Here is a 13,873-nt window from a genome sequence, read left to right as displayed (position 1 = left end):
ATAATAAAAATATAAGGTTATGTGGGAGGAAGATTATGATGGAAACTTATAAAATAGAACGATTACTCGTAAACTATAAAACAATAGAAGAATTTAAAAAATTTAAAGAATACGGGCTACAAGAATTATCTATGCTTGATGATCTTCAAACAAATATCATCGAAAACAATAGTGATTCTCCATTTTATGGAATATACTACGGTGGTAAGTTAGTCGCTCGAATGAGTTTATATAAAGTTGATGCAAAATATGATAAATACTTTGACCCACCACAAACATACCTAGAGCTATGGAAACTTGAGGTATTACCTGCATTTCAAAGGAAAAATTTTGGAACCGCTTTAGTCAATTTCGCGAAGAGTTTTAACCTACCTATCAAAACTAACCCCCGTGTAAAATCAGCAGAGTTTTGGACTAAAATGGGGTTTTCTGCTGCTACTTATGATGTAGAAAGAGACTTTGGTGAAAATCCGTTATTATGGCATCCTAATGGTGTTAAAGAACAGACTCGATAATATATACCATTTCAACACATTCAATACATGGACATAAAAAAGAAACAGTTTCTTTTAAACTAACTGTTTCTTTTTTTTATTTTTTGTAAATTACATAGGTGCTATTGATTATTTTTCAACCCTCTCTAAATTTCCATTTCTGTCCATTTGGAATTTTACTTTACTTTGCTTTTCCTCTTCTTGCAGCACAACCATCTTCCTTGCACGTTCCATAATTTCTATTAACGCTTTGTAATCATCTTCAACTTGTCGTAGATTGGTTAACAGCGATTGATTCTCCTCATCGACCTTATCCATTTTGTTTTCTAAATGCGCCACACGTTTTTTTAATTGTTTATTTTCTATAACTAATTCATCGTATTCATTTTGAGATGAGTCGATAATTTGCAAATAAGTTATTACTTTTTTCAATGATAAATCATCAACTAAAGGTTCAGATGACTGAAAATCATTTTCTTTATGTTCAACTGTGGTAAGTGTTGATTCTTGCCCATTTTTTAATTGCTTTCTTTGTTTCTTAGCAAGCTCAATACCAGACTTATATTGTTTACGAACATACGAATTCCACCTGAAACCACAGGCGGCTGCAGTTCGTGATAACCGTCTGCCGACTTCCTCAAAAGCTGCCAATTGCGTTCCACCTTCACGAATATTCCTCAACACAACCTCAGCTAACAGTAAATCCTCATCGTTTGTCCATGCATCCTGCCGAGTCGTTGACATTACCCTACCTCCCAGTAGCTTTTTTTTAATACATATGCTGCTACTAGAAAAGATAGACTATATATAAACTATCACAATACAAATAATTCATGTTTTATCCATATATAACACATAAATCATTAAAAAATATCTTAATTGTTATTCAAAAAAGCCTCGACTGCATGGTGATGCTCATCTCTTGCCCATAAAGATGCACATTGTTCAATTTCTGCAAACATTCTTTCTTTTAAATGATGGGCTTTCCATTTATTAATTAATACCTGTTTATATGAGGATAGTACATGTACATCTGCTTCAAGTATTGGTTTCAGAAATTCTTTACACTGTTTCACTAAGTCTTGGTTATCTAACACTTCATTAACAAAACCAATTTCATAAGCCTTCTCTGCAGAAATCATTTTTGCTGTCATTAGCAATTGAAGTGCCTTATCATATGGAATTTTTTCATTTAATAAGGTTGCTCCACCCCAACCTGTTGTTATCGCTAATTTACTTTGTATAAATCCTAGTTTACTGCCTTGCTTAACTAAACGAAAATCACATGCTGTTGCTAGTTCACAACCACCTCCTATTGCAAATCCATTTAATAGTGCCACAGTTGGCTTAGGAAGTGTCTGTAGCGAGTATAGTATTTCACCCATTTTTGAAAGCATTTCATATGCCTCTCTTTTTGTTTTTAATTGATGAAATACACTTAAATCACCTCCGGAACAAAATGCTTTGTCACCAGCTCCAGTAATGACGATTGCTTTAATATCAACCGTCTCTCTCACATCGTTTATAAGCGTTTCCAATTTATTCATAACATCATAATCGATCGCATTTCTTTTAGCCAAACGGTTAATTGTAGCCCATACTACACCATTATCGTCTTTATTAATAATCAATTTCTCCACTCTTGTACCTTCCCCCCACTTATATAATGATATAGAAAAAAACACAAAGAATTTACTCTTTGTGTTTTTTAACGTCAGTAATCAACATCATTTAGTTGCTAACTACTTCTTTTCCTTTATAAGTACCACATTCTTTACAAACGCGGTGAGCAAGCTTCATTTCACCACAATTTGGGCATTTTACCATACCAGGGGCTTGTAATTTGAAATGCGTACGACGCTTTCTTTTTTTAGTTTTAGATGTTCTTCTAAAAGGTACAGCCATTATTCCCACCTCCTTAAAGAGAATTAAAATCATATGAAGGCCGGATAATGCCGGTTCTTCGTTTTGTTAATTTTCTTTATTTTTGTCAAAATATTTTGCTAATCCAGCTAAACGTGGATCTATCTGATTTTTCACATCTTCCTCAGTAATAACAGACCAATCTTTTCCAGATTGTAATACTTTAGCTTCATGTACACTTTCTGAATATATCTGCATTGGAATTTCTAGAAGAATATTTTCCTTTATGATCGGAAGAATGTCAACGACATCTCCTTCAACATTATGAACCTCATCTTCATTATCAAAATCAGATTGTTTAAATAAAAAGGTTTCCGTCGTTTTAATAGTAAACGGAAATTGTACATCAACCAATGTTCTCGAGCAAGGTAAAACCATTGAACCAGTAATTGTTAAGTGAAAAATAGCTTTAGCATGACTTACATCTGCTACACCTGTAACTTTAACAGGTGAAATATTACGAATTGACTTCTCAATATGTTTAATGTCACTTACATCTACAGTTTCGTCAATTATTATATCCTTGTTCTGTAATTGGTATAGTTGATGAATTGTCCATTTCAATTATATCACCTCAAGGCAACAAAGGTAATTATAGCTTTGTAAAACACATTTGTCAATATTTTTTCTTTACATCTACATTCTTAAATAGGAAGTTCCTTTAACACTATTATTCATCTAAAGCAGCTTCCTTACCCTTCTATTTTCATTAATTTAATTGAGTAAATAAATACTGTGAATTTGAGAGATGGAACTTCATTTTCATATACATTATAATAAAAGAAATCATTGTATACATTTTTCCAATATTAAACTAGAACTGAGGTGTGTAAGTGAAGGCTGCAGGTGTTATCGTTGAGTACAATCCATTTCATAATGGACATTACGTTCATTTACAAGAAACAAAAAAACAAACAGGCACGCATTGTGTTATAGCAGTTATGAGTGGAAATTTTCTGCAACGCGGTGAACCCGCACTAGTATCTAAATGGTCGAGGACTAAGATGGCCTTAGAAGCTGGTGTAGATATCGTTGTCGAATTACCTTACGCCTATGCATCACAAAATGCTGAAATGTTTGCAAATGGAGCGATTTCAATTTTATCTGCTTTATTATGTGAGGAAGTTTGTTTTGGAAGTGAGCATGGAGAAATAAAAGATTTTCAACATGCTGCCCAATTTTTGAAACAAGCTGCACCAACATATAATGAAAAGGTGAAGAATGCAATAGATAAAGGATATAGTTATCCGAAAGCATCATCAATTGCTTTTAATGAAGTAAAAACTACGAATGTGAAGCTTGATTTATCTAAGCCAAATAACATTCTAGGCTATCACTATGTGAAAGCAATTCATGATCAGCACAGTAGCCTAACTCCATTAACAATCACCCGAACAGGGGCTCAATATCATGATGAGGAATTTACATCTCCTTCTATCGCTAGTGCAACCAGTATCCGTCAAACTTTATTCTCAAAGAGCGGTAATATAAATGACATAGATAACTACATCCCTGTATCTACAAAGAACCACTTAATTAATTATTATAATCAGTACAATCGATTTCATAGCTGGGAAGCTTATTTTCCATTATTAAAATATAAGCTATTAACTTCTAGTCTAGCAGAGCTGGAATCAATATATGAATGTGAGGAAGGGTTAGAATATCGACTTATGAAGTACATAAAAGAATCGACTTCATTTATAACTTTTATGGGAAAAATTAAGACAAAGCGTTATACTTGGACTCGACTTCAGCGACTATGTCTACATATTTTAACGAATACTAAAAAGGACGACTTACTACAATTATCTACCCTATCTCCATATATACGTTTATTAGGTATGAATACGAGAGGGCAACAGTATTTGAATGAAGTTAAGAAAAAAATACAACTACCTATCATTTCGAAAGCAGCTTCCTTTGAAGACCCATTATTCATGTTAGATATTACTGCTGCACATGTATATGCTAGTATTTTACCAGAACCTTTATGTTCAACAGCAATTAAACAAGAGTACTCAACTCCACCGATTAGGTTTGATGAAGATGCTAGGAAGTTTAAATAACTCTCTTTACATATACTTTGGTGCTTTTATTACTAAATTAGCACCGTTAGAGAAGATTAGCTAGGGTTTTCAGCGTTATGAAAATGAAATAAAGGCTGCCACGAACTATAATGAATACATGGTAAATCTAATTGTACGTAAAACAGCTATACAAATAAAGAAGGCAACCTCTATATTTAATGTAAGAGATCTGCCTTCAGTTGCAATTAATAGTCAGCATAAGTATGTAATACTACTCTGGCTGTATAGATTGTAAATACAATAAAGCATCTTCAAATGTATCTACAGGTACAATTTCCATTGAAGTTCCAATATCTTGAGCTGTTTTTACAGCTTCATTATAGTTTGAGTCACTAGCTCCGTTCTGATTTGGCGCGAAAAAGATTTCAGCCCCTGCCTTATCCGCCGCTACAATTTTTTGAGAGATCCCTCCTATAGGTCCGACAGTACCATCATTAAAAATTTGACCAGTACCAGCGATGTCATAGCCCTTTGTAAGGTCTTCTTCAACTAATTGATTATAGATTTCTAATGTGAACATTAATCCTGCAGATGGACCACCTATTTTCTCAGAATTAATTTCCACGCTTGGGTTTACGTTAAGTTCCACATCTTCTATAAGTTGTACACCTAAACCTACTTGCTCTTTATTTTCCAATGTAATCAGCTCAATATCTTGAACAACCGTCTCACCATCCCTCTCAACAACAACCTCAATTACATCGCCCTCTTGTTTTGTTGATAGATAATGAGTAAGGTCTTCATAACTTTTCACATCTTTATCGTCTACTCGTATAATACGATCAGCTGTTTTTAAAAAATCTTTAGCTGGTACATTATCTAGCACCGTAAAGACAAATAATCCATTATATTTATACTCTATACTTTTATCTGCTTGATTATATGCAACTGTTATAGCACTGTTTTTTGAGTTCTCCATATTATGTAATTGAATGTATGAATATTCCTCATCGCTTCTATCTTGGAGAATATCTTGCTCAGGGTAAATCATTTGGTATTCACTCAATTTCGCCCAAATATATGAGACAACATTTGCTTTTCCCATTCTAACTGTTGTTAGCATTAATGACCCTTCTTCTTCATATCCACCATCAACTTGAACAATAGGAGCAAGCTCTTGTGCTGTTCCAGGTTTCGTAATGTAAAATGGTAGCTGTACAAAAGTAATTAGCATAGCAAGTATAATACCAATAAATAACGATCGAATATAACTTTTAGTCTTCACCTTGCTGTGACTCCTTCCACGTAGAAATAACCGTAATAATATTTTCGAGCTGTTTTCTCGTTTCCTCCTCGCCTATCTCAATAATCTCCTTTATATTGGAAAATGCTTTTGAACTAATATGTTCCACATGTGGTCGAATCATTATATCAGAAGCAATTTCCCTATGGCTAACTAGCTCTTCTTGCATGATGTCTATACTTTGCATAATCACGTCAAAAATGGATGAGATACTTTCATTTTTTTTAACATGTGATACATCAACTCCAATCACGATATCAGCACCCATTTCTTTCACGACTGATACAGGTATGCGGTCAACAACGCCTCCATCGACTAGCACTCGATTGTTTATTTTTTCTGGCACAAAAATTCCTGGAATTGCAATACTCGCACGGACAGCATCAGCAACTGGTCCCGTTCTAAAAACTACCTTTTCTCCCTTTATTAAATCGGTTGCTACAATAGCTACCGGAATATCTAAGTCTTCAATCATTTTCCCATGGGTAAATATACGAATGAGCTCTTTAACTCTATTCCCTGCCAAAAAACCCATCCTTGGAACAGTAAAATCCAAGTAATATTTTCTTTTAAATGCATAAGCCACTTTATATAGACGATTAATGTCTAGCCCAGCTCCATAAAAGGCTGCAACAACGGCACCCATGCTACTTCCAGCAATCAGGTCTATTCCAATATTCTCCTCTGTCAATACTTTAATAACCCCTAAGTGGGCAAAGCCTCTTGCACTTCCAGAACCAAGAGCTAGACCAATGATAGGATCTCGCATGAGAAATACCTCCAAAAAAATGATCTATATTCAATCTTATGGTCTAAAGAAAGGTGCTATACACGTATATTGAAATATAAGTTTGTACAACTTTTTACCATGATTTATTCGTTCTTTCATTCTAACACCTACTACATCCATTGTATAGAAAGAAGATAAAACGGGAGGCAATACTCTTGAATATAACAAAAGTAAATTCATTAATATTAGCAACAACTGCCTTATTGCTAGCTATAGCCCTTATTTCTTTTCCACAAGCATCATTTGAAGCTTCACAAAGAGGGTTACAGATTTGGTGGGGAGTCGTGTTCCCGTCGTTACTTCCCTTTTTTATTATATCTGAGTTGCTCATAGGGTTTGGAGTTGTTCGATTTATCGGTTTTTTATTGGAGCCTCTTATGAGACCATTATTCAAAGTACCCGGTGTAGGCGGATTTGTATGGGCAATGGGAATGGCATCTGGTTATCCTGCAGGTGCTAAATTTACAGCAAGATTACGCCAAGAAAATCAGTTAACTGCAATAGAAGCGGAGCGCCTAGTATCATTTACTAACTCTTCTAATCCATTGTTTATTTTTGGTGCGGTAGCTATTGGTTTTTTTCAAAATGCCAGTTTAGGTATCATCCTAGCCATATCACATTATTTAGGTAATATTTGTGTAGGATTAATAATGAGATTTCACGGCAAAGAAAATGTCATTAGCAAGCCTTCTAATAACAGAAAGAAAAGAATTATACATGAGGCACTACGTTCTGCACATGAATCTAGGCTGCAAGATAATAGGCCACTAGGAAAATTACTCGGGGATGCGATCACATCCTCAGTACATACATTATTAATGATCGGTGGTTTCATTATTTTATTTTCTGTTTTAAACAAATTGCTATCTATCGTCCATATAACAGCTGTGGTAGCTTATCTTTTGGAATATGTGTTAGCGGTTTTTGATCTTCCCGAAGAATTAGGAATACCTTTATTTTCCGGTTTATTTGAAATAACATTAGGAAGTCAATTAACTAGTGAAACACCTAATATTAGCTTGATTTACCAAGCAGTGATTACAAGCTTTATTCTTGCTTTCAGTGGCTTATCAGTTCAGGCCCAAGTTGCAAGTATTCTAGCTGAGACCGATATACGCTTTAGGCCCTTTTTTGTCGCTCGTATCTTTCACGGATTTTTTGCTGCGCTTTTTGCATATATACTTTGGAAGCCTCTATACATTAATACGATAGTAAAACCCGAGCACGGACCAAACGTCATACCTTCTTTTTCATTAAATACTAATTTCAGTATGTTTTATGATTTTTTATATATCATGTGGACTTACGGACCAATTATTACCTTGACAACACTTTGTTGCTATGTGTTACTTTATATAAAAAAAATAAGGCTCTTTTCGTAAGGCTTTGTTGCAAACATTGTTTAAATAAGCACAAGTAATTTCTTTTAATCAAGAAAGGCGCATGAATGCTAATCTTATTTTTTAGTACGGAGAACAACAATAATTAAAACGACCATCAAAGTGATGGTCGTTTGTTATGTAAGCGCAAACATTATCAAGTTATTCAATAAAAGGTATCTGTTCGCTCAGTAGGCTATATATATGTAATCAGTTAAATTTCTGACGTAACACTTTTTCTACTACATCAGGAACTAGCTCTGATACATCACCATTGTACTTGGCTACTTCCTTTACAATACTCGAACTTAAAAAGGAATATTGATTATTAGTCATCATAAAAAAAGTTTCAATATTTTCTTCTAACACTCTATTCATAGAAGTTATTTGCATTTCATACTCAAAGTCTGAAACAGCTCGTAAACCACGTAAAATCGCTTGTGCATTCTTACTTCTTGCATAGTCAACTAATAGTCCTTGAAATGAATCAACATAAACATTATCAAAATCTTTCGTAACCTCTTCTATCAGTTCCAACCTTTCTTCTACAGTAAATAATGGTTGTTTGGATGAGTTGTTTAAAACAACAACATAGATTTTGTCAAAAACCTTTCTACCCCGTTTTATAATATCTAAATGCCCATAAGTAATGGGATCAAAACTTCCAGGACAAACAGCAATATTCGCCATATTCTTCACCTCCATATTTCTAGCAATACTGATAAATCGTTATGGCAGTGATTCCGTATACCTCATGTTTTATTTGTGAAACACCACCGATTGTATTAGGTAGCTTAACATCTGTTGAATGTTCAACGACAATATGCCCACCTTCATATAATAAACGATTATTTTCTATCAATTCAATAATATTCTTGATCTTCTGATGCTTATATGGGGGGTCTAAAAAGATTTTGGAAAATCGTAAATTTCGTTTAGTAATCGCTTTTAGCGCACGTTCTGCATCATTTCGATATATTTCTACATGATCAGTAAATTTGCAATATTCAACATTTGTTTTAATCGTTTGTATAGCCTTCGCATCCCGATCAACAAATATGCAATGTTCCATCCCCCTACTTAAAGCCTCAAGCCCTAAGCCACCACTACCTCCAAACAAATCTAGAGCATAGCCACCATCAAAATATGGACCAATCATATTAAATATAGCTTCTTTTACCTTATCTGTTGTTGGACGTGTAGATTTACCCGGCACTGCCTTTAAAGGCATACCTTTACAGCTTCCTGAAACTACTCTCATTAACATCACCATTCTTACAAAATTGTAAATAAATTAAGCCTTATTTATTATAGATGATAAAAAAATATTTTGAAAGTGTATACAGTCACTTCAAATGGTCATAATTAGTAGTAACAACATCAAATTATTGATGTTGTTGCCAACCGCGGAGAAGACTTACGTTTCCCCATAAGTTCTTCCTCCGGTTTCTCCTCTCCCTTTGCCTTCTTATCTATGGGTGATATTTCGAAAATTATCCCTATGATATAGAAGGACCCTGTAGGTATCTGCAGGGTTTTTTTAATTTATAGACTTTATTCGTAAACTATGTTGCTGTAGTTCCTAAGCTAGAAAATAAAAATGTCGTTTTACTCAACATTCATCGTTCAATAGAAGAACAGATGCCACGAAATTAAGTTGTTTACGTGTATATATTTCTACATGAAAACAGCCAATTATTGACCATTATGCTCACTTGCTTTGTTATTAATATGTAAGATCAATTGTTTGTTCATCCTTTTCAACCAATACTGCGAATAAATCAGTTAGCCACGTTTCATAAATGTAAACAGAATGATCAATCTGTTCCATTGGTTTAGATAATAATCCCCATTCTTCTTCATTATATATAAAATAGTTTTTATTTAAGTAAAATCTCCAAATATCTTGCCCTTTTTCAATATAAATGGTTTCTTGATCTAAAAAAAATGAAACCTTATACCCAGCTTGACGTAATACATCCTCTAATGGGAACAAGAGCTGACCATTTCTGAAAATAACTGGTCGATTAACAATTTCTTTACTATTAATGAAGAAGTTTCGTTCATCAACAAAATAGAGGGAAGAAGTCTGATTCCTTTGATTAGTGTTTGCTGAAAAGAATGTTGTTTTACCTAAATCAATAGCTGATAACGACCTATCTAATAGTTCGGATGAAAGCTTCTTATTTTCATAAGTAAATATTATTTCAATAAATTCATCAAGAGCTTGTCCAGATAGCTGAGTGAACATTTCTTCAGAAAGTCTATTAGAAAATTCATCACCAACACTTCTGTTAAGAAGAATTGATTTCAGGACTTGCAAAATCCATTCATCATTTTCATCATAAGAAAAAGACTCAAATAAAACCTTATCTATATAACCTTCTTCAATAAAATTACCATCATCTTTATCATGAATGATTAAAGACGGTGTAATAACCAAATCCTCACCTGGAATATTTACTATCGTTAATGGAGATGAAGATGGCACACGTGCTAGCGATGGGGCATTTATTTTTTCAACTTGATTCCCTTCATTAACATAATATGTAATTTCTTCAACCTCTTCACTATCCAATTGTTTGTTTGTCCAAAAAATTGGTGGTGAATCCATATAGGAATATTCCCATGCATAAAAGTCAATATTCTCTTTAGAAATATATTTCTGCAGCGAGGCACCTGTCACCCAAGTCCCTCGAGGTGAATGATCTTCAATAATTTCTAAACGAGTATTTTTCAATTGTTGAGAGTGAAGGTTTATTGACCAATTTTCCATCAAGAAAGAATGTAGGGAACTATCAATTGATATTTGATATGTGAAAATGATATGTTGCTCATTACCATTCATTAAGGTAATATCATTGTCATTATAAATAATCTCGCATTGCTTTCCATTTTCTGTTTCACAAAAAATTTGCTCTTGCTCAATAACTGATGGAATCGATAATTCATACGTTGGTTGTACTAAACCATTATACGATTGTGTTACAACCAATGCGTTATCTTTCCGCACAAGCTGAATTGATTCATTTAACTGTGTATTATTATCCACCATTACTTTTTGTTCTGTATTTCCAGTATAAGAAAACCATTGCAATATGATGAGTGCCAAACTTAAAGTTATTAAAAGAAAAAGAATTGCATACAATGAACGTCTCATAACTATCTCCTAACTCATAAAAACAACTAGAATATGATTAGTTTATCATAATCACACTCTTTGTTAATAATAAAATATAGATAACCCCTTCCATGTTGGGAGGGGCTATAGTCCTAATTTATAGTCATATTCTTTAGCTTCATCAGGTTTAGAATTTTCAAATTCTATCTTCAAAAATGGCTTATGAGATACCTCGACCTTTTTCACAAATGAAAGACCATTTAATTTATTGCACATATGGTCTACTTCAGACATATCACAATACAGGACTACATACTTTAAACGTTTTGATACATAATGTACATTCCCATACTTTCTTAATAATTTAGCTTGTTTTAATGAAAAAAGCCATACTATAATCCCTTGTCTTTTGGAAAACATTACAATACTCCCCCGCTTGATTATTGATCTAGTGACAACCGCAGCTCCCACCTACACCACAACCACCTCCACAGCTAGAAGCAGCATCAAAGAATGGATTACCTGTAGGAACTTTAATTGAATCAGAGACGGTCTTTCCAATGATAATGCTTATTTCATCCAATAACACTTGAATGGAGTTTTCAGCTTTTTTAAACTCAGAAATGATTTCGTTTAAATCTACCTCACGTTTTATCTCTCTTACTTCTCGAGAGATCTTTTTGAAATCAGGATGATATTTTCCAAAACGCTGAACATCTTCGTACTGTTCCTTTATATTAACAAATTTATCTATTAACGATTGAGCATTCTCGTTCTTCTTCAATTTATTTAAACAATCATTATAGTTTTCAAAAACTTCTGAATCAAGAATCATCTTCGATAATTCTTCAGCTCCATCAATAATTTCGACTGTTTCTAAAGTTGCAAGCATGATCACACCTCCATTCATTATCATAACATATTCTCATAACACATGTATCTTTCCTTTTATTTTTTACGAGGCTGTTTTTAAATTAATTACATTTTCACGTACTAAGAAATAAACACATATATAACTATAGCTTCGTGGCAACCTATCTGTTATTAACCGAAGACAATGCAAGGAAGTTTAATTTCTCTGTGATCATTTTATATAATTAGCAATAAGGTTTTCGAATAGAGCCTTACTAATCTCTCTTTTCGCGTCAAATGTTCCTTTTCGTAAATGAACTAAACACGAATATAGCGAACGTTTGGTGCATCTTTTCTTCTCTATTGACAATATCATACATATCACTTGCTCTTATTTAAGTGAAAAAAAGCTAATAGTTTACGACATGAGCCTTACTAAATTGTTCTTTTAGTATCAAATGTTGCTTTTCGTACTTGAGGCCAAACACGAATTTAACTATCGTTCGGGGCAGCTTTTCTTCTCTATAGACAACAACATTCATATCATACATATCATTTGTTCTTATTTAAGTGAAAAAAAAGCTAATAGTTTACGAAATGAGCCTTACTCATCGTTCTGTTCGCTTCAAATGTTGTTTTTCGTAAATGAGCTAATCACGAAAATAACCAACTTTCGGGGCAGCTTTTCTTCTCTCCCAAGATTATAAAAAAATCATAAAATACATATTAATTACGAAAAGGTTTAAAAAACAACATAGTTTAACAAATAAAATTTTTTACAAGCTGTATAATTATTTTATCGTAACTTGAAATTCCTTTGTTTGTTGGTAGCTAGTAGAATCATTATGAACAAGATCTATTTTTATATTGTGTGTTCCTTTAGGTAAACCTTTAATAACAAATGCTGCTGTAGAAATTGTTTCCACTTTTTTATTATTGACAAAGACTTCAATATGTCCTTCACCATTTTTATTTGCCTTTTTTTCCTTTTGGAAAACAAAATTAGGTACATAACACTCAACGTACACATCTTGTCCTTTCACAAGGTGTGTGATAGATATCTTAGGCATTATTTGTTGTGTAGTGGCCTGAATCGCTACCTTATCTAAGCTGTTATCACGTACACTTATTACTGTAACATTCGTTTCTGGAGTAGGCTTTTCATTTCCACATGCTTGAATAATCGACATGGCTAACAATAAATATATTATTGTGAACATTTTCATGTTGTAATCACTCCTTTACAACATTATTGTTAGCTATGATTAGAGAAATTCATTCATTTTTTTGCAAAAAAAAAAACTAAGACGGAGATTAGCTACTTTGATCTGTTTGAAAAAAATTAGCTAACATAGAAAACATTTGAAAAGAGTTAGAAAATGAATCAAGTCTATGTTGAAAAGTCTTTCCATAATATGATCTAGCTTCATTTTCAAAAACTTTAATCGATTCTGGATTCCTCGAAAGTTTGCGGTACCAAATCGGTTGAGCTCGTATAAAATGCTGTAGCTCTTTGTTCGATTGTATATATTCATAAATTGTTGGTCTCATAACTTTTTCCAACTCACTTTTTTAATCTTTTCGAAACGAGAAAGGAGTAAGGTCATTCGTTACCTGCTGTTGCTTTAGCTCTGGCTGAAATTGTTGTAACACACTTTGAAGGGTAGTAATCGCCTCTCCAAATGTATTTAAATGTTGCTCAACTTGATTTAAGTCCATATTCTTTATGGAAGATAAAAAAGTTCCTAAAATCTCAGGTTTAGCTTCATTATTGTCTTCACTACTGTCATTACTATTGCTTCCTTTAAATTCATCCCACATTTCATCATCATCACCAAATAAATACCAGTCTTCAAAAAATTCCTGCCATGTCTTCTCACCACGGCGTACTTCACTGATGAGTTTAGGGTGTTGTTTAACAAATTCTTTAAACTTCTTAACATCAGGGTGGGCTCGTTTTTCCATCTTATTCACCTCATAT

Annotated in this window: 17 protein-coding genes; 3 read left to right on the top strand and 14 right to left on the bottom strand. The window is 33.4% G+C overall.

Features of this window, described 5'->3' with window-relative positions; genetic code table 11:
- The first annotated feature begins 38 nt into the window (after positions 1–38).
- Entirely contained in the window at positions 39–515 is a 477-nt protein-coding gene (locus V1503_RS17680) for an N-acetyltransferase (RefSeq protein WP_214483231.1), read from the top strand.
- A gap of 108 nt (positions 516–623) precedes the next feature.
- On the opposite strand, the gene V1503_RS17675 is transcribed toward V1503_RS17680, so the two are convergent.
- From V1503_RS17675 to V1503_RS17660, 4 genes are all read right to left on the bottom strand, one after another.
- Positions 624–1,238 carry an RsfA family transcriptional regulator gene (locus V1503_RS17675; RefSeq protein ID WP_214483230.1) on the bottom strand — a complete coding sequence of 205 codons (615 nt, stop codon included), beginning with the start codon at positions 1,236–1,238 and terminating at the stop codon, positions 624–626.
- Between the two features lie 131 nt (positions 1,239–1,369).
- Positions 1,370–2,134 (bottom strand): enoyl-CoA hydratase/isomerase family protein, encoded by a 765-nt coding sequence (locus V1503_RS17670; RefSeq protein ID WP_410628543.1) that lies wholly within the window; start codon positions 2,132–2,134, stop codon positions 1,370–1,372.
- Between the two features lie 91 nt (positions 2,135–2,225).
- Positions 2,226–2,399, bottom strand: a complete 174-nt coding sequence (gene rpmF / locus V1503_RS17665; RefSeq protein WP_410628542.1) for a 50S ribosomal protein L32 — start codon at positions 2,397–2,399, stop codon at positions 2,226–2,228.
- Between the two features lie 66 nt (positions 2,400–2,465).
- The gene (locus V1503_RS17660) at positions 2,466–2,981 is read right to left on the bottom strand and encodes a YceD family protein (protein ID WP_410628541.1); all 516 of its coding nucleotides are present in this window, start codon (positions 2,979–2,981) and stop codon (positions 2,466–2,468) included.
- A gap of 269 nt (positions 2,982–3,250) precedes the next feature.
- Here V1503_RS17660 and V1503_RS17655 point away from each other — a divergent pair, with 269 nt between their 5' ends.
- The gene (locus tag V1503_RS17655) at positions 3,251–4,486 is read left to right on the top strand and encodes a nucleotidyltransferase (protein WP_410628540.1); all 1,236 of its coding nucleotides are present in this window, start codon (positions 3,251–3,253) and stop codon (positions 4,484–4,486) included.
- Between the two features lie 232 nt (positions 4,487–4,718).
- On the opposite strand, the gene V1503_RS17650 is transcribed toward V1503_RS17655, so the two are convergent.
- Both V1503_RS17650 and V1503_RS17645 read right to left on the bottom strand, forming a co-directional pair.
- A complete protein-coding gene (locus V1503_RS17650) occupies positions 4,719–5,732 on the bottom strand; it encodes a SepM family pheromone-processing serine protease (RefSeq protein WP_410628539.1) in 1,014 nt (337 codons plus the stop codon).
- Positions 5,722–6,519: a patatin-like phospholipase family protein gene (locus V1503_RS17645; RefSeq protein ID WP_214483225.1), complete on the bottom strand. Its 798-nt coding sequence runs from the start codon at positions 6,517–6,519 to the stop codon at positions 5,722–5,724. The genes V1503_RS17650 and V1503_RS17645 overlap by 11 nt, the downstream gene beginning before the upstream one ends.
- Before the next feature lie 176 nt (positions 6,520–6,695).
- On the opposite strand from V1503_RS17645, the gene ylbJ reads away from it, so the two are divergent.
- Entirely contained in the window at positions 6,696–7,922 is a 1,227-nt protein-coding gene (gene ylbJ / locus V1503_RS17640) for a sporulation integral membrane protein YlbJ (RefSeq protein WP_410628538.1), read from the top strand.
- A 207-nt stretch (positions 7,923–8,129) separates the two neighbouring features.
- On the opposite strand, the gene coaD is transcribed toward ylbJ, so the two are convergent.
- The 8 genes from coaD to V1503_RS17600 form a co-directional block, all read right to left on the bottom strand.
- Positions 8,130–8,609, bottom strand: a complete 480-nt coding sequence (gene coaD / locus V1503_RS17635; RefSeq protein ID WP_214483223.1) for a pantetheine-phosphate adenylyltransferase — start codon at positions 8,607–8,609, stop codon at positions 8,130–8,132.
- Positions 8,610–8,628: 19 nt separating this feature from the next.
- The gene (gene rsmD / locus V1503_RS17630) at positions 8,629–9,180 is read right to left on the bottom strand and encodes a 16S rRNA (guanine(966)-N(2))-methyltransferase RsmD (RefSeq protein ID WP_410628537.1); all 552 of its coding nucleotides are present in this window, start codon (positions 9,178–9,180) and stop codon (positions 8,629–8,631) included.
- A 465-nt stretch (positions 9,181–9,645) separates the two neighbouring features.
- Entirely contained in the window at positions 9,646–11,079 is a 1,434-nt protein-coding gene (locus tag V1503_RS17625) for a stalk domain-containing protein (RefSeq protein ID WP_410628536.1), read from the bottom strand.
- Positions 11,080–11,184: 105 nt separating this feature from the next.
- Positions 11,185–11,460: a YlbG family protein gene (locus V1503_RS17620; protein ID WP_214483221.1), complete on the bottom strand. Its 276-nt coding sequence runs from the start codon at positions 11,458–11,460 to the stop codon at positions 11,185–11,187.
- A gap of 28 nt (positions 11,461–11,488) precedes the next feature.
- Entirely contained in the window at positions 11,489–11,932 is a 444-nt protein-coding gene (locus tag V1503_RS17615; protein ID WP_214483220.1) for a YlbF/YmcA family competence regulator, read from the bottom strand.
- A gap of 751 nt (positions 11,933–12,683) precedes the next feature.
- Entirely contained in the window at positions 12,684–13,118 is a 435-nt protein-coding gene (locus V1503_RS17610; protein WP_214483219.1) for a hypothetical protein, read from the bottom strand.
- Positions 13,119–13,206: 88 nt separating this feature from the next.
- Positions 13,207–13,443 carry a YlbE-like family protein gene (locus V1503_RS17605; RefSeq protein WP_410628535.1) on the bottom strand — a complete coding sequence of 79 codons (237 nt, stop codon included), beginning with the start codon at positions 13,441–13,443 and terminating at the stop codon, positions 13,207–13,209.
- 21 nt (positions 13,444–13,464) lie between these two features.
- The gene (locus V1503_RS17600) at positions 13,465–13,857 is read right to left on the bottom strand and encodes a YlbD family protein (protein WP_214483217.1); all 393 of its coding nucleotides are present in this window, start codon (positions 13,855–13,857) and stop codon (positions 13,465–13,467) included.
- Positions 13,858–13,873: the final 16 nt, after the last annotated feature.

The organism is Nanhaiella sioensis, from assembly GCF_046557775.1.
Taxonomy (GTDB): Bacteria; Bacillota; Bacilli; order Bacillales; family SM2101; genus Nanhaiella; species Nanhaiella sioensis.
The sequence above is the reverse complement of the archived record's forward strand: the minus strand, read 5'-3'. Positions and strand labels throughout refer to the sequence as shown.

Coding starts and splice junctions, on each gene's coding strand:
- V1503_RS17680 (WP_214483231.1), top strand. CDS start 39: ATGGAAACTTATAAAATAGAACGATTACTCGTAAACTATAAAACAATA.
- V1503_RS17675 (WP_214483230.1), bottom strand. CDS start 1,238: ATGTCAACGACTCGGCAGGATGCATGGACAAACGATGAGGATTTACTG.
- rpmF (WP_410628542.1), bottom strand. CDS start 2,399: ATGGCTGTACCTTTTAGAAGAACATCTAAAACTAAAAAAAGAAAGCGT.
- V1503_RS17645 (WP_214483225.1), bottom strand. CDS start 6,519: ATGCGAGATCCTATCATTGGTCTAGCTCTTGGTTCTGGAAGTGCAAGA.
- coaD (WP_214483223.1), bottom strand. CDS start 8,609: ATGGCGAATATTGCTGTTTGTCCTGGAAGTTTTGATCCCATTACTTAT.
- rsmD (WP_410628537.1), bottom strand. CDS start 9,180: ATGAGAGTAGTTTCAGGAAGCTGTAAAGGTATGCCTTTAAAGGCAGTG.
- V1503_RS17625 (WP_410628536.1), bottom strand. CDS start 11,079: ATGAGACGTTCATTGTATGCAATTCTTTTTCTTTTAATAACTTTAAGT.
- V1503_RS17620 (WP_214483221.1), bottom strand. CDS start 11,460: ATGTTTTCCAAAAGACAAGGGATTATAGTATGGCTTTTTTCATTAAAA.
- V1503_RS17615 (WP_214483220.1), bottom strand. CDS start 11,932: ATGCTTGCAACTTTAGAAACAGTCGAAATTATTGATGGAGCTGAAGAA.
- V1503_RS17610 (WP_214483219.1), bottom strand. CDS start 13,118: ATGAAAATGTTCACAATAATATATTTATTGTTAGCCATGTCGATTATT.
- V1503_RS17605 (WP_410628535.1), bottom strand. CDS start 13,443: ATGAGACCAACAATTTATGAATATATACAATCGAACAAAGAGCTACAG.
- V1503_RS17600 (WP_214483217.1), bottom strand. CDS start 13,857: ATGGAAAAACGAGCCCACCCTGATGTTAAGAAGTTTAAAGAATTTGTT.